Raw genomic sequence first — 22,296 nt, forward strand, 5'->3', positions numbered from 1 at the left:
CCAGCAAGTGGGACTTGCGCGCGCAACGAATCCTGCTTACACTCTGGAAAACCGGTTCTCTGACCGGGCTCTTCCACACCCGTGCACCGCAATGACGCATTGAAAGGGATTACAATGACGAAGTCATCTTTCGACCCCCGAGGACTCTCTCGGCGCGGCTTCTTGGTAGGAGGTCTGGGAGCGGCGAGCATCGCCGTCCTCGCCGCATGCTCGCCCGGGGGAGGTTCATCCTCTTCCGGCGGCTCCGAGCCACTTCCGTTCTGGGACATGCCATGGGGATCACCGGGACCCGACTACATCGCGGCTGGCAAGAAGGTCACGGGCGCGTATTCGCCCTCGGGTGACCTTCCCGGCGCGACGTATCAATCGATTCCCTGGAACAACTGGCTCCAGACTTTCAGCTCGGCAGTCGCCGCGGGCACCGGCCCAGCGCTCAGCACCGGTGGTGCCTTTCAGTCGCTGCAGTATTACGTGCAGGACGCGATCCACCCCGCTGACGGTGTTCTGAAGAAGCTCGAGGCGAGCGGCAAGATCGATGACTTTTTGCCCGGAACCATAGATCAGTTCAACTACAACGGCGTCTACACCGCGTTGCCGTGGAACGTGGACGCCCGCATGTTCTGGTACCGCAAGTCGTTGCTCGAGGCCGCCGGTGTCGAGGTGCCGACCACTTGGGACGAGCTTCACAAGGCTGGGTTGGCCCTCAAGAAGAATGGTGTCTACGGCATGATCGCCTCCGGTGGCGGAGGCGGAAACGCCTACCAGACGCTCTTGTCGATCCTGTTCAACAACGAAGGCGGCCTGTTCAATGCCGCCGGCGAGCCTGACACCATGACTGACCGCAACCTGGAAGCGGTGGAGTTCATGATGATGCTCAGCAAAGACGGGATCTTCGATCCGGGTAGCGTCAGTTACTCGACGGCGAACGTCAATGAGCAGTTCATCGCGGGCAAGGCTGCGATGTCGATCCTGCCGCCCGACCTCGATCAGTCCCTAGAAAACCCCGAGCTCGCGGCGGACACCCTGATTGGCAGCCCGCTCGCGAGCCCGAACGGCACGTACGGCACACAGGCGTACACGAGTGACCTGATGATGTACACGGGTGGCGACTGGGACACCGCGGCGGTCGAAGAGTTCGCTCTGTACTACCTCGACGCAATGGAGGAGTACTGGAAGCTGGGTGTGCTCAACAAGATCCCGGTGCGGCAGAGCACGGTCGATCTTCCCGAGGTGCAGGCAAACGCGAACCTGATGAAGGCAATCGAGGAGTGGTTGCCTGTCGGCCGGCCACTCTTCTCCAACGCCGACCAGGCATTCCCCGAGATCAACGCCGTCGATGGCGGCCAGGGGATCACGACCTGGGCACAAGAGGTGATCCAGGCCGAGAAGTCGGCGGAAGAGGTTATGCAGACGCTGCAGAACGAGATCGAAAAGGTTATGTGACGTGGCGCTCCCGACGGTGAAGACCAGAAGTAGGCAGACACGATGACGACGACCGAGCGCGTGACCGTGCCATCGAGCTTTCGAGGTGGAAGCTCGCGTACACAAAAAGGGAAGCGAACGATCGCCCCCGGCAGGACCATGACGATGGCAGGTCTGTTGGCGCCGTCCATTCTGCTTCTGGTCGCCATCAACGCCTACCCCCTCGTGTTCGCCGTCGGGCAGTCGCTCCACGATGGCGGCATCACCGGTGCGGGTGACTTCGTCGGCCTTGAGAACTACGCGACGGCCCTGACCGATCCGGCGTTCTGGAACGCGGCGCGATTCACCCTGCTGTTCACGGTAGGGTCGGTCGCCATCAGCTGGGTGATCGGGATGGTGTTCGCGCTCGTGCTGCGCAACCCGTTCCCGGGGCGCTCGGTCTTCCGTGTGCTGCTGCTTCTGCCATGGGTGGTCCCTGTGGTCGTCTCAACGACGAGCTGGAACTTCCTGGTGGCTACTCCCAGCAGTCCGCTCCCCGTGATCTTCCGATGGTTCGGTGTGGATAATGTCCAGTTCCTCGCGGATCCCACGTGGGCGATGATCATCGTGATCGTGTTCAAGATCTGGGGCAGCTTTCCGTTCATGATGCTGATGATGAACGCCGCGCTCCAGGCGGTGGATCACAGTGTCGAAGAGGCCGCACTCATCGACGGCGCCTCGTCGTGGCAGAAGTTGCGCCACGTCATTCTGCCGATCATCGCCAAGCCGATCTACATCAGCTGGGTTCTCGCGGCCATTTTCACCGTCAACGACTTCCCCACTATCTATCTGCTTACCGGGGGAGGGCCGGTCGGGGCGACGAGCACGCTTGTCGTGTTCGCCTACCGGCTCGTATTCCAGGACTTCCGGACGGGATACGGCGTGGCGGTGGCCTTCTTGATCACGCTCGTGATCGTCGCGGTATCGGTCTACTTCTTCCGTCGTATCAACCGCGCCGCCGTCGCGCACTGAATCGAGGCGTGAACAATGACTTCAACACAGGCACTCACGAGCGTCGGCAACACGCGAAAGCGTCGCACGACGGTGGCCAAGTCACGTCACGAACGGCGTCGGCAAATTCGCGGCTGGATCACCACCGGAGTGATGAGCATCGTCACGCTCGTCATTCTCGCCCCGATCCTGAACATCATCATCCTCTCGCTGCAGGGTCCTCAGTCGTTCGACGGCGGAGTGACGTGGACCTTTGACAACTTCATCGAGATCTTCGCCGACACCCCCGTCTTGACCTATCTTTCCAACAGCCTCATGGTCACGTTGGGGACGACGGTCTTCGCGGTCGTGATCGGCGCGATGGCAGGCTATCCGCTCTCGCGTTTGAAGACCAGGTTTGCTCGCGGCTACTCGCTCACACTCTTCATCGTGCAGGGGCTGCCGGTCATCGTGATCGTGATCCCGCTGTTCGTCGTCTTCGCGGCGATCGGGCTCGCGGACACGCTCTCGGGTGTCGCCATCATTTTCATCGCCGGCAGCATGGCAGTGACCTGCTGGATGATGGCCGCCTACTACGACAGCATCCCCATCGAACTGGAAGAAGCGGCGTGGGTAGACGGAGCCAGTGTGTTCGGTGGGTTCGTCCGGATTGTCTTGCGCAACTCGCTCCCCGGCATTCTCTCTGCTGCGATCTTCAGCTTCCTCGTTGCATGGAACGACTACTTGGTGGCCGTCGTCTTCCTGCGCAGCGAGGAGAACTACACGCTCGCCATCGGGCTGCAGTACTTCTTCCAACAGAACTCGACCGATTGGGGCCCGGTCATGGCGATGTCCGTGATCATGCTCCTGCCCCCGGTTATCATCTTCGCCCTCCTCAACCGGTACTTCTCCATTGGTGGAGTCGGCGGGGCGATCAAGTAGCGAACGAAAGGGCCCGAGAACATGGCCGAACATCCGATCAGTGCGGCGACGCGCCGCGCCGCAGCATACTCGCCCGACCCGCAGTGGTTCTGCGACTTCCGCGAGGAGGAGATCTCCGGGCTTGTTCCTGAGCCAGGAGTGCATCGACGCGACCCGAGTAGCATCCTGAAGATCGACGGCGTTTACCACGTCTGGTACACAAAGTCGGTAGGCGATGCGGTGGGCTTCGGCACCGGCGATCCCATGGCCAAGGTGTTTCCCTGGGACTGGTCAGAGGTCTGGCACGCGACCAGCTCTGATGGGCAGCACTGGACCGAGGCCGACCGCGCTGTCGGCCTGGGGGACACCGGAGCGTACGACGACCGCAGCGTCTTCACGCCCGAGGTACTCGCCCACGGCGGGCGCTACTACTTGGTGTATCAGGTGCTGCAGTCCCCATATCGACTGCGAAGCTTCGAGTCGATCGCTATGGCGTCGGCCGACGATCCTTCCGGTCCATGGACGAAGACTCCGGAGCCGCTGCTCACTCCCGCCGCGAACGGCGAGTGGGCGGGGGACGAAGATGACCGGCTCGCCGTGCGCTCGCAAGGCGACTTCGATAGCCACAAGGTGCACGATCCGCTTCTGCTTCCGCTAAATGGTCGGTTTTACCTTTACTACAAGGGCGAGCAGATGGGAGAGCGGTTCACATCGGGAGGGCGCTCTACCAAGTGGGGTGTGGCGACGGCAGACCGCATAGACGGTCCCTACACGCGCTCGCCGTTGAACCCCATAACCAACAGTGGCCACGAGACCTGCCTGTGGTTGCATGCCGACGGGGTGGCGGCGATGCTCACCACGGATGGCCCAGAACGCAACACGTTGCAATACGCCGCTGACGGTGAGAACTTCGAGATTCAGGCGTACATTCCCAACCCGCCGGTAGCGGCCGGACCGTTGCGCACCGGTGAGCCGACCACCGTCCCGCTCGACGGGCTGAGGTGGGGGCTGTGCCACGACGTCACGGGTGAGTGGGGCTACCTGAAAATGTTCCATGTCGACGAGAGTCAGAAACTGAAGTACGAGCTCGGGGTGAGTCCCGAAAAGGGAGATGACGCGTTCCGTGCGAGGCTGGCTGCGCATGAGGCGGAGCGAGTCTGATGGCGATCATCGAACGGGTCCGCACAGACCTCTACCGCGTTCCGCTCGCTCACCATCTCACCGATAGCACGCACGGCGTGATGATGGACTTCGAACTCATCACGGTGCGCATTGAAGACTCAGACGGTGCAACTGGTGTCGGGTACACCTATACCGTCAATCACGGCGGAGCCGCCGTTGCGATGATGATCGAGCGCGATCTGTCGAGCTGTCTGATCGGAGCCGATGCCGACCGTATCGAGCAGCGCTGGCAGGACATGTGGTGGTGCCTGCACTATGCCGGCCGCGGCGGGCATCAGACATCCGCGATCTCAGCGGTCGACATCGCCCTGTGGGATCTTCTCGCGACGAAAGCATCGCTGCCGCTGTGGAAGATCTTCGGTGGGTTCAATCCCGAAGTGCCGGTGTATGCCGGAGGCATCGACCTCGAATTTCCGACTGAGAAGCTCCTGGCTCAGGCCGACAGTTTCGTCGAGCAGGGATTCCGTGCGATCAAGATGAAGGTCGGTCGATCCGACCTGCGCGAGGATGTGGCGCGCGTCGCCGCCATGCGAGAGCACCTCGGCGAGGGATTCCCGCTCATGGTCGATGCGAACATGAAGTGGAGTGTCGACGAGGCGCTTCGGGCCAGCCGTGCGTTCTTGCCATTTGATCTCACATGGATCGAGGAGCCGACGATCCCCGACGACATCGCGGGGAACGCCCGCATCGTCGCACACGGGCAGCATGCGATCGCCGCGGGAGAGAACCTGCACACGATCTACGACTTCGCTCAGTCGATCAATGCCGGCGCGGTGACCCTTCCCGAACCCGATGTGAGCAACATCGGCGGATACAGCGGGTTCCGCAAGGTTGCTGCGCTCGCCGAGGCGCATAACCTGCGCCTGACGTCGCACGGCGTGCACGATCTCACGATCCATTCGCTGGCAGCCGCACCGCATCGCACCTATATGGAAGCGCACGGCTTCGGTCTGGACGCGTTCATCGCCGAGCCGATGCGCATAGTCGACGGCTTCGCGACGGCGCCCGATCGACCTGGCCACGGGGTCGAACTCGACTTCGACGGGCTCGGGTCGCTCGACAAACCCTGACGGGCGCACAACCCACACCCCTTCGCGCTCGCAGCACGGTGGGCCGTCACTGATGTGACGGCCCACCGTGTCGTGGACGCAGAAGACGTTCCCCTCAACAATTCACTCAAGGAGACTCTTCTATGCTTCCCATCGTCGGTGCGTTCCGACCCTGGACCGATCCCGCTCAGGTGGCGATCGGTCGCCTACCGATGACCACTCGCGTCGTCGAGTCCGGTGACATCAGTCTCGACGGCGAGTGGAACTTCCGACTCTTCGAGCATCCCCAAGACATCACCGCAGACGCGATAGGTGCGCCGATTGGTGAGGGCTGGGGTCCCATCGCTGTTCCTGGCAACTGGACGCTACAGGGGATCCGTGATCTGCCGCACTACACGAATATTCAGATGCCGTTCGCGGGCCCCCCTCCCGCGCTACCCGCCCGCAACCCCGCCGGGGTCTATCGCCGCACATTCCTCGCGCCCGTCCGCGATGCTGGCGCAAGGGTGCTGTTGTCAATCGGTGGAGCCGACAGCATCCATGTGGTTTATCTGAACGGCGAGTTCGTCGGGTACGGCACCGATGCTCGGCTCGAGAGCGTTTACGACCTCTCGTCGACGTTGCGTGACGGCGAGAATGATCTGGCAATCGCCGTGATTCGATTCGGTGCGCACAGCTATATCGAGGACCAGGACGGCTGGTGGATGGCGGGCTTGCATCGTCCGGTTTCGTTGATGGTGCGCCCTTCCGTGTCCATAGCGGACGTATGGCTCGACGCTGACTGGGATGCTGACAGCGGTCGGGGTCGGCTTCAAGTGCAGGCCTTCGCGTCATTCACATCGATCGCCGATGGGTGGGCGGTGCGGGTGCAGGTCTCGGATGCCGCGCAGACGCCCGTCGCCGATGCATCCGCCGCGGTTGACGTCGACCATGAGATTACGTATCAGTTCACGGACTTCGCGTCGAAGATGGACCTTGCCGGCCTGGACGTGGCGCCGTGGAGCGCGGAAGATCCGGCCCTTTACAGTTGCCGAATCGACCTGATCGACCCGGCGGGGGTGATCGTCGACAGCACCACGCAGCGAGTCGGCTTCCGCCGCGTCGAGATCGTCGGGCCGGATCTGATGGTGAACGGTCGGCGCGTGTGGATTCACGGCGTGAATCGGCACGATCATCACCCCGACCGCGGCAGCGCCGTGACGGTGGACGACATTCGTGACGACCTGGTCCAGATGCGCCGCCACAACATCACTGCTATCCGCACGTCGCACTATCCGAACCGCCCCGAGTTTCTCGAGCTCTGCGACGAGTTGGGCTTCTACGTCGTCGACGAAGCGGACATCGAGTCGCACGCGTACAACTGGCATGTGTGTGATCGTCCCGAGTACCGCCAAGCGTGGATCGAGCGGGTCGCGCGCATGGTGCAGCGGGACCGCAACCACCCGAGCGTGATCATGTGGAGCCTGGGGAATGAATCGGGCTACGGGTCGAACCATGATGCCGCCGCCGGGTGGGTGCGCCGCGCTGATCCCACCAGGCCCCTGCACTACGAGGATGCCATTCGCACGCAGGGTTGGATCGATGGCGGCCGTCATGCGACGGACGTCGTCTGCCCGATGTACCCGACCGTGCCCGAGGTCGCCGAGTATGGCCGCGCCGTGGCGGAGGGGCGGGCTGATCGTCCTTTCATCATGTGCGAGTACAGCCATGCGATGGGTAATGCCAACGGGTCGCTTGCGGATTACTGGGACGCCATGCATGCCTGGCCGGGCTTGCAAGGCGGCTTCATCTGGGAGTGGAAGGATCACGGCCTGCGGCATGCGGACGCGGCAGATGACCGACTCCACTACGGCGGCATGTTCGGCGACGCACCGCACGACAGCAACTTCATCGCCGACGGCCTGGTATCGGCGGAGCTCGAGCCTCACCCGGCGATGACGGAGGTCGCTTGGGTGTATCGCCCCGTCGCAACTTGGCGGGATGGTGACACCCTCGTGATCGAGAGCCGCCGCGCATTCACCGACCTTGGTGATCTACGCGCCCGCTGGGTCGTCTCGACGGGCGACGAAGTGACGACGGGTGAACTGGAAGTTCCCGACGTCGTGCCCGGGTCGTCTGTGCGTGTGACACTGCCTGACCTCGTTCGCGCTACTGCATGTGGCGTGTTCACGGTGACGTGGGAAACACGGTCCACCACCTGGTACGCCGGCGTCGGCCATGAGGTCGCACGTGATCAAATGGTGATCGGCCGACCGGTCTTCAACACGAACGGCGGATCGAGTCTGCCTGAGCACGGTGTGCTGGCCGGCCCGGAGTTGCAACTGTGGCGCGCCGCGGTCGACAACGACGGGTTCAAGCTGATGTTGGAGCGCGCTGCACGTGAGGCCAAGGGGTCACCGCGATTGCAACGATGGCTGGAGCTTGGGCTTGATTCCGGCGATCCCACGAACTACGTCGGCTACGAGCGCAACACCGCCGACGGCATCGAACGGCACGTTGTCGACGTGCCGGCTGAGCTTGCCGGGCTTCCTCGCATCGGCGTGCGGTACGAGCTTGCCCCGCGCTTCACACGCATGCGCTGGTACGGCCGCGGCCCTGGCGAGAACTACGCCGACCGTAATCGCGGCAGCATGATCGGAATCTGGGAGGCCGATATCGACCGGCTTCCCTACCTGGTGCCCCAGGAGTATGGACTTCGAACCGACGTGGAATGGATGGAACTGGTCGACACTGCGACCGACGAGCGCATTCGGGTCGAGACGGTCGGTGAGCCGTTCGCTTTCTCTGCGATCCGGCATACAGCGACTGCGCTCTACGCCGCGGAGCACTCCGCCGACCTGTGCGCGAACGAACGGTTGATTCTGAGTCTGGACGCGGTACATCGCGGCGTAGGCAACGGTGCATGCGGTCCGGAACCGCACGACGAGTACGAGATCGGCGCAGGACGGTACACGCTCGAGTACCGCATCGGCGGCTGAGTTCTCGAGCAAAGGTGGGGCGCCCCAGGAGAATCCTCGGGGCGCCTCTCTACACGACCGGAGCGCGCTAGGCAGCCTCGTCCGCGGGTGTCAACGGCCGGGCCTCCTTGGGTGCGTCGGGTGCGGCGGCGGGCGGCTTCGGTCGCATGGCCGTCGGCAGAGCAGGGCGGACGCTGCCGGTCGGTGATGGAGGGGTCCACGGCGCGTGAGGAGTGGCGTCATCGAGCAGCGCCGAGCGAATGATGCGTCGAGGGTCATACTGCCGCGGATCGAGGCTGCGCCAGTCGACATCATCGAAGTCGGGACCGAGCTCGTCCTTGGCGCGGCTGGAGAGCGACTTCGCGAGGTCGCGCCCCTTGCGTACCCATACCTTCAGCGTCTCCGCGTAGCCGGGCAGTCGCTCGGGGCCGACCACCAAAGTAGCGATGAGCAGGATGAGGAGAATCTTCTCCGTCGAGATTCCGAGGTACATGCCGTCTCCTAGATGACAGAATCGACCGCGATGCGCGGGTCAGCGGATTGGAAGCGTCGACGCCTGATGCGTTCGAAGATCAGAGTCACCGCCCATGCACCGAGATACAAACCGATCATGGCGGTCGCCAGTAGCAGCATCGAGATGACGTCTGCGGCTGGCGTGGCTAGCGCAGCGAACGCCGTCGCTACGATCACCGCCACGCGCCACCCCCGCAGTAGTTGGTGGGAATTGAAGAGACCCGCGACATGGAGCAACACCAGGAACACCGGTGTAACGAAAGCGATGCCGACGGCAAGCACGAGCTTGAGGATGAAATCGTAGTAGCCCGACGACTGATAAAGCTGCGCGCTGCCGTCCGGTGCGAATGAAGCCATCAGGGCGATGGCGTGGGGCGAGATCATCATGCCGGTGATGCAGCCGATCGCGAATAGCGGGATGGCTGATAGGGCGAAGCCTAGAGTCCATCGCACCTCGCGGCGGGTGAGCCCCGGCACAAGGAACAACCAGAGCTGCATCAACCAAATCGGACCAGCAATGATGAAGCCGACCGCAATGGCGATTCGAATCCTCAAGTCGAATGCCGCAGTCACCGTCGTGAAGCTCAGTGCCGTGAGATCGTCGCGCTCGGCGGCGATCTCACGGATAGGCGAGGAAAGGAACTCGATGATCGGATCTGTCAGTGCAAACGCGGCGATGGCCGCGAGGATCAGCGCGACGAACGAGGTGGCGAGCCGCTTCTTCAGTTCGGCGAGGTGGGCCATCAGGCCCATCGTCGCCGTCCGGCCGCGCTCTTCGTCGCCCGCCGCGGCGGCATTGCGGACGCGACGAGGCATGGTGTCAGGGGGCTTCGGGGGACGGGATGGCCGATGACTGCGCGCGCAGCGTGGGCGACGCAGACGTCTCGCGGACGGCGTCCGCATCGGCCGCCGCGGGTTGCACTGTCGCGCCATCCTCCGCGCGCGACTCCCGGATCTCGCCCTTGAGGATGCGCGCCGATTGGCCGAGACTCTTCGCGAGCGCGGGCAGCTTCGTTGCGCCAAACAGAAGCAGGATCACGATGAGGAGGATGATCAGATGCCATCCGCTGAGGTTTGTGAACATCGTAGGTCTCCTTTGCTGTCGTCCATCACCACAATGTGACGGACGAACGATGTGGTTCGAGAATAGATCAGATCCCGCCCGCGTGCAACCGGTTTTCTTGAGGCGCTACGAGTCTTCGAGCGGCTCGCAGACGCAAAAATCCGGGAGGTCCGCTCGTGCGGGTCTCCCGGATCCTTGCGTGGACCTAGCGGCTCAGTCGTCGATACTGAACCCCTGGTCGTTTCCGTATGCGACGTTCTCGTCCTGCCACTGAATGAGGCCGTCGTTGATGTCGCCGCCCGACAGGTAGACCTGCCCGACGGTGTCGGCATAGATCGAGTTCGCGTATGCCTGCCAGGGCAGATATTGCCAACCGGACGGCACACTCTCTGCGGCATCGGCGAGCACCTGATTGATCTTCTGGCCGCCGAAATACTCAGACTCGATATCGAGGAAGCCGGGATCCTCCAGCTGCGCGCGCGTGGTCGGGAATCCGCCAGCATCCATGACAATGCCCACAGAAGTCTCACTCGTGTTCAGCCAGCGCAGAAACGCCGCGGCGAGAGCCTTGTTCTCACTCGATTCGAGGACCGCCTGACCGCTACCGCCCTGCTCGGCGCTCACTGCGGCACCGCCGTCATAGGTCGGCATCGGCGCGACGCGCCAGTCTCCGGCGCCGTCAGGTGCTGCTCCGGCGAGCAGGCCAGCGAACCAGCCGCCTGCGACGACCGTAGCGATCGTCCCGTCACCGAGCGCCTTGCCCCACTCCTCAGTCCCGCCGGGGATCATGGCGAGAGTGTCCGACTGCAGCAATCCGGTCCACGTGTCAGCCCACCGCACCGAACCCTCGTCCTGCAGGTCGATGGTGACGTTCTCGCCGTCGGCTTGGAACGGCTGACCGCCCGCCTGCCAGATGAGGCCCAGGCCGAGGCCGGAGTAGCCGCCATCGTCGTTCGTGATGTAGACATCGGCGGGGCGCAGCGCTTCGGCGGCCGCGGTGTAGTCGTCCCACGTAGTCGGCACGTCTAGCCCTTGCTCCTCGAATACACGCGCGTTGTAGAACATCGCCATCGGACCCGAGTCCTGTGGCAGACCGACGAGCTTGCCGTCCGAGGATACTTGGCTCCAGGTCGAGGCGGTGAACTGGTCTTCAAGCTCATCCATGCCAAGGGCCGAAAGATCAGCAAGTGCGCCAGGCAGCACGAACTGGGGGAATGACTGATACTCCAGCTGCACCGCGTCTGGTGCGCCGTTACCCGCAGTGATCGCGTTCTGCAGCTTTACGTTGTGGTCGTCGGCGGACGTGGTGCTGACGAAGTCAACCGTGACATTTGGGTACTCCAACTCGAACGCGTCGATCTGGGCCTGAGTCCAGGATGCCCAACCCCAATAGCTGATCGTGCCACCTTCTTCGAGCGCCGCGTCGAGCTCTGCGATGTCGCCCGTCGAGCTATCGGCGCTGCCGGTGTCGCCGGTCGAATCTGCGCTGCAGGCGGCGAGCGTTCCGATGGTCAAAGCCACGGCAGCGGCGGTTCCCAGTGCGCGCGATGCGTGGTGCATGCGTCCTTGCATTGCTGTTTCCTTTCGATGGTGAGGGAGAGCGGGGGTGCGGTGATGGCAGTGCTCCCTCGTCACTGCTTCACTCCTCCGGCGCCCAAGTCGGACTGCCAGTAGCGCTGGAGAAAGAGGAACGCCGCGATGATCGGGGCGATGGTCAGGAGCGATCCGGTGATCACCAGGTTGAAGATGGGATCGGCGCCCGCGCCAACTCCCTGCGCGTTCCATTGCTGGAGCCCGATGGTGAGCGGGAACAACGCTGGATCACTGAGCATGATGAGCGGCAGGAAGTAGTTGTTCCAGGTCGCCACGACTGAGAACAGCGCTACGGTGACGATGCCGGGGAGCAGCATGCGGATCGAGATAGTGAGAAAGGTCCGCAGCTCGCCCGCCCCGTCCACCCGAGCCGCCTCGAGCATCTCATCGGGAATCGCGTCGGCCGCATATACCCAGATCAGGTAGAGGCCGAACGGCGAGATGAGCGAGGGGATGATGACGGCCCAGATCGTATTCGTCAGGCCCAGTTCACTGAACATGAGGAAGGTGGGGACGGCCAGTGCAGTGCCGGGCACGGCGATCGCACCGAGGATTACGGCGAACATCGTTCGTTTGCCGGGGAAGCGGAACTTCGCGAGCCCGTATCCTCCCAGCGTGGCCAGGAGCGTGGCTCCTCCTGCGCCGACGACGACATACAGGACGGTGTTGCCGAACCAGCGCAGAAAAATCCCGTCGCTATAGCTGAGGGTGGCGCCGATATTGTCGAAGAGTGCGAACGGACCTGAGAACCACAGTCCGAAAGATGTGAGCAGCTCGTCTTGTGTTTTGGTCGAGCTGATGAGCAGCCAGACTAGTGGCATGAGCGAGTAGATGACCATGACGCCCATGAGCACCGTCAGCAAAGTCGATGAGCGCGTGCGGGTCACGCCGCGCCGTGTGGAAGGCCTGCTTGCTCCGCGGGTGACGATTGCGCGCGTGGACTGGGTATTGGTGGTGGCGGTCACGAGCGCAGTGCCTCCTTCGCGCCGCGAAGCTGTACCGCGTAGGCGATCCCCGCGGTAATGACGCCCATGATGATCGCGATCGTGGCGGCGTAGTTGAACTGTTGACCGACGAAACTGAGGTTGTAGGCATACATGTTCGGAGTGAAGAACGACGAGATCAGCGTCGGCACAAGCGTCTGAAGAACGTTGGGCTCGTTGAACAGTTGGAAGCTGCCGATGATCGAGAAGATCGTCGCGATGACGAGCGCGCCGCGCAGAGCGGGAAGCTTGATGCTCCAGGCAATGCGAATCGGACCGGCTCCGTCGAGCGCGGCGGCCTCGTAGAGGTCGCTCGGAATCGTGCGCAACGCTGAGTAGAAGATCAGCATGTTGTAGCCGACGAACTCCCACGTGAGGATGTTGCCGATGGCGACGAGGATCCACTGTTGGGAGAGCGGATTCAGCACCTCCGCGCCGAGGGCACTGTTGATGTTGCCGGTCAGGCCATAGCGCTCGCTGTAGATGAATCCCCACATGAGCACGGCGACAACCCCGGGCACGGCGTACGGCAGAAAGACCGCGATGCGGTGGAACTTGGCGCCGGCCAGTCGTCCGCTGTCGATCGCGAGGGCGACCAGCACTGCGACTGTGAGCATGATCGGTACCTGGACGAGCAGCATCAGCATGACGCGAGCTGCCCCGCTCCAGAACTTCTCGTCACCGAAAGCGCGCACATAGTTATCGACACCGACGAAGGCCGTGCCACCGATGAGCTGCGTCTTGAAGAAGCTGAGGTAGACGGAGTAGATCAGCGGTGCAATGAATACCAGCGCAAACACGATCAGAAAGGGGGCGAGGAACGCGAGTCCTGCCCGCGCCTGAGAACTGCGAATTCGATTACGGGAGCGTGCGCGGGGCACCACAGCTGTCGTCATTGACGGTCCAAACTCTAGAACGTGAAACCGGTTTTTCATAACGTATCATACAAGTTTCCATGGGGCGACCCGGGTGCGTCCGCGACTGACAGCGGTGAACGGTCTGAGCTTGAGGCGCGTGAGGGGGCGTATTCCATCGTGTGATGTACGGTCACTCACTCACCTCGCGGCCTCGACCCATCGGTCCTACAATGGTCAGATGAATGAAGAAGCGGAACGGCAGAGCTCGCCATCGCAGACGGATGTCGTCGTTGACGGCATCAAGAATATGATTCTCGAGGGTGAACTCCGCCCGGGCGACCGGCTCCCCATCGAGCGCGATCTCGCCGAGCGTTTGGACGTCTCTCGTGGACCGCTTCGCGAGGGGGTGCGCGCGCTGTGCATCATGGGTGTGCTCGCGACCCGCCAAGGGGACGGCACCTACGTGACATCGCTCGATCCCGGTCTACTCCTTGGTCCTATGAGCTTTCTCGTCGACTTGCAGAGTCCGGACGGCGTGCGACACCTGCAAGCGGTTCGGCGGGTGCTTGAGGCGGAGGCGGTCGTGCAGGCGACGCTCCGCATCGACGAGAAGGGGATCGACGAGGCCGTGCGCCTTCTCGATGGAGCCTCCGCGCTGCTGGCAGAACGCACAGCAGACCATGAGGCATTTATGGAAGCGGACATCGCATTCCACCGGATCATCGCCCGAGCTTCTGGCAACCCGGCCCTCGAGGGGATGATTGATGCACTTGCCGGGCGCACGATCCGCGCTCGCCTGTGGCGCGCGATCAGCGAGGAGGGGGCCGAAGCGCGTACCCATGCGGACCACCTGGCCATCCTTGCGGCGATCCGGCGCCGTGACCCGGATGCGGCCCGGATCAGGATGTCAGCGCACCTGCTCGGGGTCGAGGACTTTCTGATTGATCATGACGATAGTGCGGCCATCTCTGCGCTTGCTGCGGAGCGCGCCGCCCACTGAGATCCGTCGGGGTAGGTGTATTCCGCGACCGACGCGGCGTGCATCTGGGCGCTGTAGCCGGGCTGCGACGGCAGTCGGTATGCGCCGTTCTCGACGATGCACGGGTCGACGAAGTGCTCGTGCAGGTGGTCAACGAATTCGGTGACCCGGTTCTCGAGGGTTCCTGAGACTGCGACGTAGTCGAACACCGACAAGTGCTGCACGAGCTCGCATAGGCCCACACCGCCGGCATGAGGACATACCGGCACACCGAACTTCTTCGCCATGAGGTACACCGAGAGGATCTCGTTGATGCTCGCCAGGCGGGCCGAGTCGAGTTGGCAGAAGTCGATCGCCTCGGCTTGAAACATCTGCTTGAACAGCACTCGGTTCATACCGTGTTCGCCGGTCGCGACTCCGATCGGGTGCACCGCTTTGCGCACGGCGGCATGGCCCAGCACGTCGTCGGGACTCGTTGGCTCTTCGATCCAGAGCGGCTTGAACTCGGCGAGCGCCTGCACCCACTCGATCGCCTCTGGTACGTCCCACATCTGGTTTGCGTCGATCATCAATGCCGCATCCCACCCGATGACTTCCCGCGCGATCGCACACCGTCTGATGTCGTCCTCGAGATTGGCGCCGACCTTCAGCTTGATGTGCCGGTACCCGGCATCGACGGCCTCTTGACACAGTCGACGCAGCTTCTCATCGGAGTACCCCAACCACCCTGCACTCGTCGTATAGCAGGGATACCCTGACGCCTCCAGCTCCGCGATGCGCTGTCCCCGAGTCGGTGCCATCTCTTCGAGCATCTCGCGGGCTTCGTCCTGCGTGAGGGCATCGGTGATGTACTGGAAGTCGGCAACCGATACGAGCTCGGCGGGCGTCATCTCCGCGAGCAGACGCCAGAGCGGTTTGCCGGCGGCGCGGGCCGCCAGATCCCATACGGCGTTCATGACCGCGGCGGTCGCCAGGTGGATCACTCCCTTTTCGGGACCGAGCCACCGGAGCTGGGAGTCGGACTTGAGCTCGCGGTAGATGCCACCGAGGTCACCGACGACGTCGGCGACCGGACGCCCGATCAGGATCGCCGCTCGTAGCTCGGCAGCGAGAACGCACACATCGTTGCCGCGACCGATTGTAAAGGTGAAGCCGTATCCCGACAGATGCGGATCGTCGGTGATCAGCTCCACGTACGCCGCCGAGTAGTCGCCATCCTTGTTCATGGCGTCGGAGCCGTGAAGCTCGTCGGAGGTGGGAAATCGGACGTCGCTGACGCGAACTCCCGTGATGGTCGTCATATGTCTACTCCTGTTTTTGGCACCATAGCGCGCTATATCGCGCCTAAACGTGCAATTCCTCTGACCTATGATACATAGATCGGATCTTTATTGCCCTTCAATAACGGGCGGGATGCGGGGGGCGGTGAGGTCGCGCGGTAGCCGGATACGGATCGCGGGCACCATGCCAGCGTCGCGGGGGAGCGAGAGATGAAGCCCGGAATGGTCCTGACGCCACTCCACGTCCCGTGTCGTCGCCACGGCCTGCACGCGCTCGACCGGCTGCCCATGCGGCGCATCGAGCGCGAGTGCGGAGATCGTGACGGCCTCGCCGGGTTCCGCTCCGAGAAAAATCGCGTAGAGGTCTTCTCGCGCTGTGGTGAAACGGATGTCCTGCGCGACATACGGGGCGCGGGAGACATCGTTGAAGGTACCCGGAATAATTTTCGTCGGGCCCTCCCCAGCGACATGCCACGGCGTGGTGCCGTAGATGGCTTCACCGTTTGCGTGCAGCCAATCACCCACTTCCGTGAGGATGCGCTGCTCGTCGTCCGGGATCCGGCCCGAGGCATCGGGCCCGACGTTGAGGAGCAGTGCGCCATTCTTGCTCACCACATCTGCCAGATCGCCGACCAGGTCGCGCGACTGCTTGTAGTCGTGGCCGTCGACGAAACCCCACGAGTTTTTCGACACGGCGGTGTCGTTCTGCCAGAAGCGCTCCGAGATACCCTCTGTCTGACCGCGCTCGACGTCGAGAACGGCGGTTCCGGGTGCGAATGCGTCGAACTTGTAGTTGATCGCCACCTCCCGACCCCACTCTCTAGCGCGGTTGTAGTAAAAGGCGGCGAGTCGGCGCAGGTATGGCGCGAAGGCGGGCTGCTCGATCCACCAGTCGAACCAGAGCAACAGCGGACGGTATCGATCGATGATCTCGGCCGTGCGCACAAGCCAGTCCTCGAGGAACGCCTCGTCAGGCTGCAGAGCGTCCGAGGCTGCCGGACCGTAGAGCGACCGCGTCGGCCCGGGGGCCAGGACGTCGCTGTCGATCCCCGCGCCGCCGTGGAAGAACCACCAGTTCTCGGCTCGGTGAGACGAGGCGCCAAAACTCATCGATTGTCGTGCGGCGGCTATCGCGAGCTCGCCTAGCACATCTCGCTTCGGACCCATCGTTGAGGCGCGCCACGGAGAGAAGGAGCAGTCGTACATCGCAAAACCGTCGTGGTGCTCGGCGACGGGTACGACGAATCGCGCGCCCGCTCGGCGGAACAAGCGCATCCACTCGTCGGGGTCGAATGCCTCTCCCGTCAGATCCGGGATGAACTTCTCGTACCCGTACTCGTCGACGGGCCCATAGCGCTCTACATGGTGTCGGTGCGTCTCGGTCCATGACAGGTACATCTTTCGGCCGTACCAGTCGCCGCCGCCCATCTCTCCGAAGCTGGCGTCGCAGTGAGCGGGTACCGCGTAGACACCCCAGTGGATGAAGATCCCGAACTTGCCCTCGCGATACCAACGGGGTACGGGGACATCCCGCAGGCTCTCCCAGGTGTCGTCGTACGGGCCGGACTCGATGACCTGGGCGATGGTCTCGAGGTAGTCGTGGTGAGCGCGGGTGTCGAAGTCGCCCAGGCGCGGCGACGTCACGACAGGCCGGCCGGGATCGGCTGACGGGAGTCGGGCTGATCACCCACGCGGGCCTGTGCGTGCCACAGGTCGCGAGTGAGGCGATCCCGTGTCTCCCGATACGCGGGATCGTGGTAAACGTTCCGCAGTTCGTCGGGGTCTTGTTCGAGGTCGTACAGCTCCCACTCCCCGCTGTACACGAAGCCGGTGGTGCCGGGCAAGTCGTATCCGTCGTTGTAGTAATAGATGAGCTTGTACTGCGCATCGCGCCAGCCGTAGTGACCGGGGGTGTTGTGGCTCACGTCGCCGTGTTCCCAATAGCGGTAGTACAGTCCGTCCGCGGGTGCGTCCGGCTCACGAGTGTGGGAGCGAGGCTCGAGGTCGGGCCAGAAGCTCCGCCCTTGCATACGCTCGTGGGGCGCGACGTCGGCTGCCTCGAGGATGCTGCGCGCGAAGTCCACGTTCGAGACGATGCCGTCGTGGACGCGCCCGGCCGGGAGCTCGTGAGGATAGCTGACAAGGAGGGGCATCCGGATCGAGGGATCGAACATGAGGCGCTTGTCGAACCAGCCGTGGTCCCCGAGAAAGAATCCCTGGTCCGACGAGTACATCATGAGCGTGTTGTCGAGGTCACCGCGGTCACGGAGCCACGAGGTGAGCCGACCGACGTTGTCGTCGACCGATGCGACGCATCGAAGGTAGTCCTCCATATAGCGCTGGTATTTCCACAGCGATTCCTCCTCATAGGTCAGGCCTTCGGGAGGGTCGACCTTCAGGTCATTGCGGTCGAGGTGGTCGGCGACGCGCATGGCGGTGCGGCGAACCGAACTGGTGCGCGTGTCGTAGTCGTCGTGGTACGTGTTCGGCACCGGAATCGGATCGGAGTACATCGTCGCGTGGGCCTCGTCGGGTTCCCACGAGCGGTGAGGCGCTTTGTGCCACACGAGCATGCACCAGGGCGCGTCGTCGTCTTGCGCGTCAGCCCACTCGATCGCCAGATCCGTGATGATGTCGGTGGCATATCCCTCGACGGTTCGCACGCCTGTCGGTGAGAGGAAGCGAGGGTTGTGGTACTCGCCCTGCCCGATGAGAACGTCCCAGTAGTCGAATCCTTCGGGGTCGTGGCCGTCGCCGTCTCCCATGTGCCACTTCCCGACCATGGCCGTGCGGTAGCCGGCCGCCCGCAGTTGCGAGATGAATGTCGGCTGCGACGCGTCGATTGGCGTGTAGAGGGTGCGCACGCCGTTCACGTGCGAGTGCGTCCCGGTGAGGATAGATGCCCGCGACGGGGAGCACAGAGCGTTCGTGGCGAAGCACGAGTCGAATCGCCACCCTCGCTCGGCAATAGCGTCGATATGCGGCGTGCGGTTAACGGCCGAGCCGTACGCACTCACGGCGTGCGCCGCGTGGTCGTCGGTCAGGATCAGCACGATGTTCGGTTGACGCGAGGTCATCTTTACTCCTCATCTAGATTCGGCGTAATCATCATACGATGATCCGAGCAATTCGAGCGATAGTGGAAAATTGCGTGAGTATCTTGCGCAAGGTCGCCAAAATGATATGATGTATCTGCCTGCTGGATCATGCATACGAAGGAGTAGCAGCAATGACGAAACAAAGACGTGTAGGTGCCGCGATCGCGGCCAGCGCAGCCTTGACCCTCGCGGTCGCGGGTTGCTCGTCGGACACCGGAGGAAGCGCCGGAGACGACGGCGAACCCGTGGAACTGGAGTTCATGGCTTGGGTGCCGGGCATCGAGAAGCCGATCGAAGTCTGGAACGAGCAAAACCCCGACATCCAGATCAACTTCACGCGCATGCCGAATGGCGAAGAGACCAGCGTGAAGATCAGCTCCGCTGTGGCCGCTGGGAACGCGCCGTGCTTGGCGCAGCTCGCGAACACCCTCACAGCCGGATATGTCGCTAACGGCTACCTGGAGGACCTCAGCGAGTACACCGCAGACATCGAAAGCCAGTTCCTGCCGTGGACATGGGCCGCCTACTCCTTCGGGGATGCGTCCTACGGCATCCCTCAAGACACCGGGCCCATGGTGATGTACTACCGCACCGATGTCTACGAGAGTCTTGGTCTCACCCCGCCTGCCACGTGGGACGAGTACGCCGAACAGGCCGCCGTCATCCACGAGGCGGATCCCGAGATGTACGGCGCGTTCATCGGAACCAACGATCCCAGTTCGTTCGCGAGTTTCGCGGCACAGAACGGCGCGGAGTGGACCTCTGTCGATGGTGAGTCCTGGCGGGTCGCCGTCGACTCGCCCGAAACGGCGGAGGTCGCGGAGTACTGGCAGGGTCTCCTGGATGACGGTGTCGCCACGGCTGGGCCCCGCTACGATCCCAGCTTCTTCAAGCTGCTGACCGACTCCACGCTCGTCAACTATGTTGGTGCGGCATGGAACGCCGGACTGATCTCGTCGAACGTCGCCGACCAGGCCGGCAACTGGGCTGTTGCCCAGATGCCCACGTGGGGTGACGGGGTGACTACGAACAACGGTGGCAGCGCTGTCGGCGTCTTGGACGGTTGCGACCACATCGAAGAGGCAGTCGAGTTCGCCACCTGGCTGAACACGTCTGAGGAGTCCTGGAACTTCATGGCGAACCCTGATGAGGGTGGCAGCCTCTACCCGGCGGCCATCGACGCTCTCGAGTACCCGGTCTTCGACGAGCCCAACGAGTTCTTCGGTGGTCAGGTCCTCGGTGACGCCTTCGCCGAGGCGGCGAGCAGTGTCGAGGGCTACTGGGCATGGGGTCCCAGTGCGAATGAGACGCTGACGGCCTTCCGTGACGGACTGGCCGATGTCTCCCAGGGCCGCTCCACGCTTCCTCAGGTCGTCGAAGAAGCGCAAGCGGACACCGTCGACGCTATGGAAGAGCGCGGGCTCTCGGTCGTCACCGACTAGTCCCCGACACCACAGAAAGATAAGACATGACGCTTGCCACCGAGCGGTCGGCTAGCGGTGTCTCTCGTGCAGGGCGCGGCGTGAATTCCACGCGCCGCGCCCTCACCACGGCAGGACACCGCCGCCGCGCAATCGCTCTCTTCACCATTCCTTTCCTGGCTCTATTCGTATTGACGAACGTGGCGCCGCTCATCTTCGCGATCGGGCAGAGCTTCTTCGCGCGCAAGTCGAGCGGGTTGGGGTTGACGGCGCCCGAGACGATTTTCGTCGGGTTCGACAACTACGCGCGGGTCGTGACCGACCCTGACTTCTGGGGTTCGTTCGGTCACATGTTCGGCATTGCTATCGTCCAGGTGCCGGTGATGTTGGGGGGTGCGCTGGTGCTGGCGCTTCTGCTCGACTCTGCTGCGGCGAGAGGGGTGCGGGCGTTCCGCTTGATTTACTTCCTGCCCTACGCGATCCCGGGACTGATCGGCGCGATCCTGTGGTCGTACCTGTACTCGCCCACGCTCAGCCCGATCGTCGACGCCGCAGCCAACGTCGGGATCGATCTGGACTTCCTTGCTCAGGGGACGGTGCTCTTGTCGATCGGCAACATGATCACGTGGGGATGGATGGGCTACAACATGCTCATCATCCTGTCTGCGTTGCAGTCGATTCCTCGGGAGATGTACGAGGCGGCACGTCTCGACGGTGCCTCGGAGTGGCAACTCGCTCTGCAGATCAAGCTCCCGCAGGTGGGATCAGCGCTCGTGCTGACGGGGACGCTGGCGATCATCGGCGCGATCCAGATCTTCAACGAGGCAAAGGTGCTCGAGACGATCTCCGACAACGTGAACTCCACGTTCGTCCCCACCATGTTCGTCATGCAGGCAGCGTTCCAGTCTGACGACTTCAACTATGCCGCGGCGGCCTCGGTCGTTGTTGCAATCATCGCAGGAGTGCTCTCCATGGTGTACTACCGACTCACGACGCGGAAGGCATCGTGATGGCTACCGCGACTCTCGTTACACCCAACCGACGAAAGACGGCGGCGCCGGCATCGGCGCCCGAAACCCTTCAGGTCTCCAAGGCATCGACGGTGGTGACGTTCGGGATACTTCTCCTCAGCGCGTTCTACTTTCTCGTTCCGGTGTGGTGGCTCATCGTCTCGGCCACCAAAGACAATGGCGACCTGTTCGCGACGAACGGGCTGTGGTTCGGAGAGTTCAATCTCTTCCAGAACATCGTCGACGTCCTCACGTACGAGACCGGCGCCTTCCCCCTGTGGATGGTCAACTCAGTTGTCTACGCAGGTGTGGGCGGCGCGGTTGCGACCCTCCTCGGCGCGGCGTGCGGGTACGCGTTGGCAAAGTACGACTTCTGGGGGCGAGGAGTGCTGTTCGCGTTCGTCATCGCCGGTGTGCTTCTTCCTTCCGCCCTGCTGACCATTCCCTTGTACCTGATGTTCTCGTGGATGGGTATCGTCAACACCTACTTGGCGGTCCTGCTCCCGGCCTTCGTCAGCCCGTTCGCCGTCTACCTCTGCCGCGTGTATGCGGCGGCGAGCGTGTCGGATGAGCTCATCGAAGCAGCGCGCATCGACGGCGCGAGCGAGTTGCGAATCTTCTTCTCGATCTCGCTGCGGATCATGTCGCCGGCGCTGGTCACGGTCTTCCTGTTCACCTTCGTCGCGGTGTGGAACAATTTCTTCCTCCCGCTCGTGATGCTGTCCAGCACCGATCTGTTCCCCGTTACCTTGGGTCTTTACCAATGGTTCTCACGCCAGAACGAGCCGGTGTACAGCCTCGTGATCACCGGCGCATTCCTCTCGGTCATCCCCCTGGTGATCGCGTTCCTTGCACTGCAGCGCTTCTGGCGCGCCGGCCTGACCGCAGGAAGTGTGAAGTCGTGAGGCCTGGCCCCGGGTGGCCGCGACGGGGTCGATCGGCGTCGCCCTATCCCGTCTTCGACTCATCACGCGACGACGCCCCCTGACTGAGCCGGCG

The 22,296-nt window shown here is 63.1% G+C and carries 19 protein-coding genes; 10 read left to right on the forward strand and 9 right to left on the reverse strand.

All coding sequences use genetic code 11. The features are described 5' to 3' along the window. The first annotated feature begins 114 nt into the window (after positions 1-114). The 6 genes from SJY18_RS11115 to SJY18_RS11140 all read left to right on the forward strand — a co-directional run bounded on the left by SJY18_RS11115 (position 115) and on the right by SJY18_RS11140 (position 8,521). Complete coding sequence (locus SJY18_RS11115) at positions 115-1,443, forward strand: ABC transporter substrate-binding protein (protein WP_396667610.1); 1,329 nt, start codon at positions 115-117, stop codon at positions 1,441-1,443. Positions 1,444-1,581: 138 nt separating this feature from the next. Then, positions 1,582-2,433, forward strand: coding sequence for a carbohydrate ABC transporter permease (locus SJY18_RS11120; protein ID WP_396667611.1), 852 nt, complete (start codon positions 1,582-1,584; stop codon positions 2,431-2,433). 15 nt (positions 2,434-2,448) lie between these two features. Continuing rightward, positions 2,449-3,333, forward strand: a complete 885-nt coding sequence (locus SJY18_RS11125) for a carbohydrate ABC transporter permease (protein WP_396667612.1) — start codon at positions 2,449-2,451, stop codon at positions 3,331-3,333. Between the two features lie 21 nt (positions 3,334-3,354). Next, positions 3,355-4,473, forward strand: coding sequence for a glycoside hydrolase family 117 protein (locus SJY18_RS11130; RefSeq protein ID WP_396667613.1), 1,119 nt, complete (start codon positions 3,355-3,357; stop codon positions 4,471-4,473). Further along, on the forward strand, positions 4,473-5,564 hold the full coding sequence (locus tag SJY18_RS11135) for a mandelate racemase/muconate lactonizing enzyme family protein (RefSeq protein WP_396667614.1): 1,092 nt from the start codon (positions 4,473-4,475) through the stop codon (positions 5,562-5,564). Before SJY18_RS11130 ends, SJY18_RS11135 begins: the two co-directional genes overlap by 1 nt. Before the next feature lie 122 nt (positions 5,565-5,686). After that, a complete protein-coding gene (locus SJY18_RS11140) occupies positions 5,687-8,521 on the forward strand; it encodes a glycoside hydrolase family 2 TIM barrel-domain containing protein (RefSeq protein ID WP_396667615.1) in 2,835 nt (944 codons plus the stop codon). Positions 8,522-8,588: 67 nt separating this feature from the next. Here the strand turns inward: SJY18_RS11140 and SJY18_RS11145 are convergent, their stop codons facing one another. The 6 genes from SJY18_RS11145 to SJY18_RS11170 form a co-directional block, all read right to left on the reverse strand. Next, positions 8,589-8,993: a Sec-independent protein translocase TatB gene (locus SJY18_RS11145; RefSeq protein WP_396667616.1), complete on the reverse strand. Its 405-nt coding sequence runs from the start codon at positions 8,991-8,993 to the stop codon at positions 8,589-8,591. An 8-nt stretch (positions 8,994-9,001) separates the two neighbouring features. Next, complete coding sequence (tatC, locus tag SJY18_RS11150; protein ID WP_396667617.1) at positions 9,002-9,829, reverse strand: twin-arginine translocase subunit TatC; 828 nt, start codon at positions 9,827-9,829, stop codon at positions 9,002-9,004. Between the two features lie 4 nt (positions 9,830-9,833). Next, positions 9,834-10,097 (reverse strand): Sec-independent protein translocase subunit TatA, encoded by a 264-nt coding sequence (gene tatA, locus SJY18_RS11155; RefSeq protein ID WP_396667618.1) that lies wholly within the window; start codon positions 10,095-10,097, stop codon positions 9,834-9,836. 192 nt (positions 10,098-10,289) lie between these two features. Then, positions 10,290-11,648, reverse strand: coding sequence for an ABC transporter substrate-binding protein (locus SJY18_RS11160; protein WP_396667619.1), 1,359 nt, complete (start codon positions 11,646-11,648; stop codon positions 10,290-10,292). 59 nt (positions 11,649-11,707) lie between these two features. After that, a complete protein-coding gene (locus tag SJY18_RS11165; protein WP_396667620.1) occupies positions 11,708-12,634 on the reverse strand; it encodes a carbohydrate ABC transporter permease in 927 nt (308 codons plus the stop codon). Then, positions 12,631-13,548: a carbohydrate ABC transporter permease gene (locus tag SJY18_RS11170; protein ID WP_396667621.1), complete on the reverse strand. Its 918-nt coding sequence runs from the start codon at positions 13,546-13,548 to the stop codon at positions 12,631-12,633. Before SJY18_RS11170 ends, SJY18_RS11165 begins: the two co-directional genes overlap by 4 nt. Before the next feature lie 199 nt (positions 13,549-13,747). Here SJY18_RS11170 and SJY18_RS11175 point away from each other — a divergent pair, with 199 nt between their 5' ends. Further along, entirely contained in the window at positions 13,748-14,509 is a 762-nt protein-coding gene (locus tag SJY18_RS11175; protein ID WP_396667622.1) for a FadR/GntR family transcriptional regulator, read from the forward strand. On the opposite strand, the gene SJY18_RS11180 is transcribed toward SJY18_RS11175, so the two are convergent. The 3 genes from SJY18_RS11180 to SJY18_RS11190 all read right to left on the reverse strand — a co-directional run bounded on the left by SJY18_RS11180 (position 14,455) and on the right by SJY18_RS11190 (position 18,845). After that, positions 14,455-15,789 (reverse strand): L-fuconate dehydratase, encoded by a 1,335-nt coding sequence (locus SJY18_RS11180; protein WP_396667623.1) that lies wholly within the window; start codon positions 15,787-15,789, stop codon positions 14,455-14,457. The genes SJY18_RS11175 and SJY18_RS11180 overlap by 55 nt on opposite strands. Before the next feature lie 87 nt (positions 15,790-15,876). Continuing rightward, positions 15,877-17,412: an alpha-L-fucosidase gene (locus SJY18_RS11185; RefSeq protein ID WP_396667624.1), complete on the reverse strand. Its 1,536-nt coding sequence runs from the start codon at positions 17,410-17,412 to the stop codon at positions 15,877-15,879. Then, entirely contained in the window at positions 17,409-18,845 is a 1,437-nt protein-coding gene (locus SJY18_RS11190) for a sulfatase (RefSeq protein ID WP_396667625.1), read from the reverse strand. The genes SJY18_RS11185 and SJY18_RS11190 overlap by 4 nt, the downstream gene beginning before the upstream one ends. Before the next feature lie 152 nt (positions 18,846-18,997). On the opposite strand from SJY18_RS11190, the gene SJY18_RS11195 reads away from it, so the two are divergent. The 3 genes from SJY18_RS11195 to SJY18_RS11205 are packed head-to-tail and all read left to right on the forward strand — an operon-like array spanning position 18,998 to position 22,202. Further along, positions 18,998-20,308 carry an ABC transporter substrate-binding protein gene (locus SJY18_RS11195; RefSeq protein WP_396667626.1) on the forward strand — a complete coding sequence of 437 codons (1,311 nt, stop codon included), beginning with the start codon at positions 18,998-19,000 and terminating at the stop codon, positions 20,306-20,308. A 26-nt stretch (positions 20,309-20,334) separates the two neighbouring features. Further along, entirely contained in the window at positions 20,335-21,297 is a 963-nt protein-coding gene (locus SJY18_RS11200) for a carbohydrate ABC transporter permease (RefSeq protein ID WP_396667627.1), read from the forward strand. After that, positions 21,297-22,202: a carbohydrate ABC transporter permease gene (locus SJY18_RS11205; RefSeq protein ID WP_396667628.1), complete on the forward strand. Its 906-nt coding sequence runs from the start codon at positions 21,297-21,299 to the stop codon at positions 22,200-22,202. The genes SJY18_RS11200 and SJY18_RS11205 overlap by 1 nt, the downstream gene beginning before the upstream one ends. Positions 22,203-22,296 lie beyond the last annotated feature (94 nt).

Origin of the sequence: Microbacterium sp. R86528 (genome assembly GCF_044596335.1) — a bacterium.
Taxonomy (GTDB): domain Bacteria; phylum Actinomycetota; class Actinomycetes; order Actinomycetales; family Microbacteriaceae; genus Microbacterium; species Microbacterium marmarense.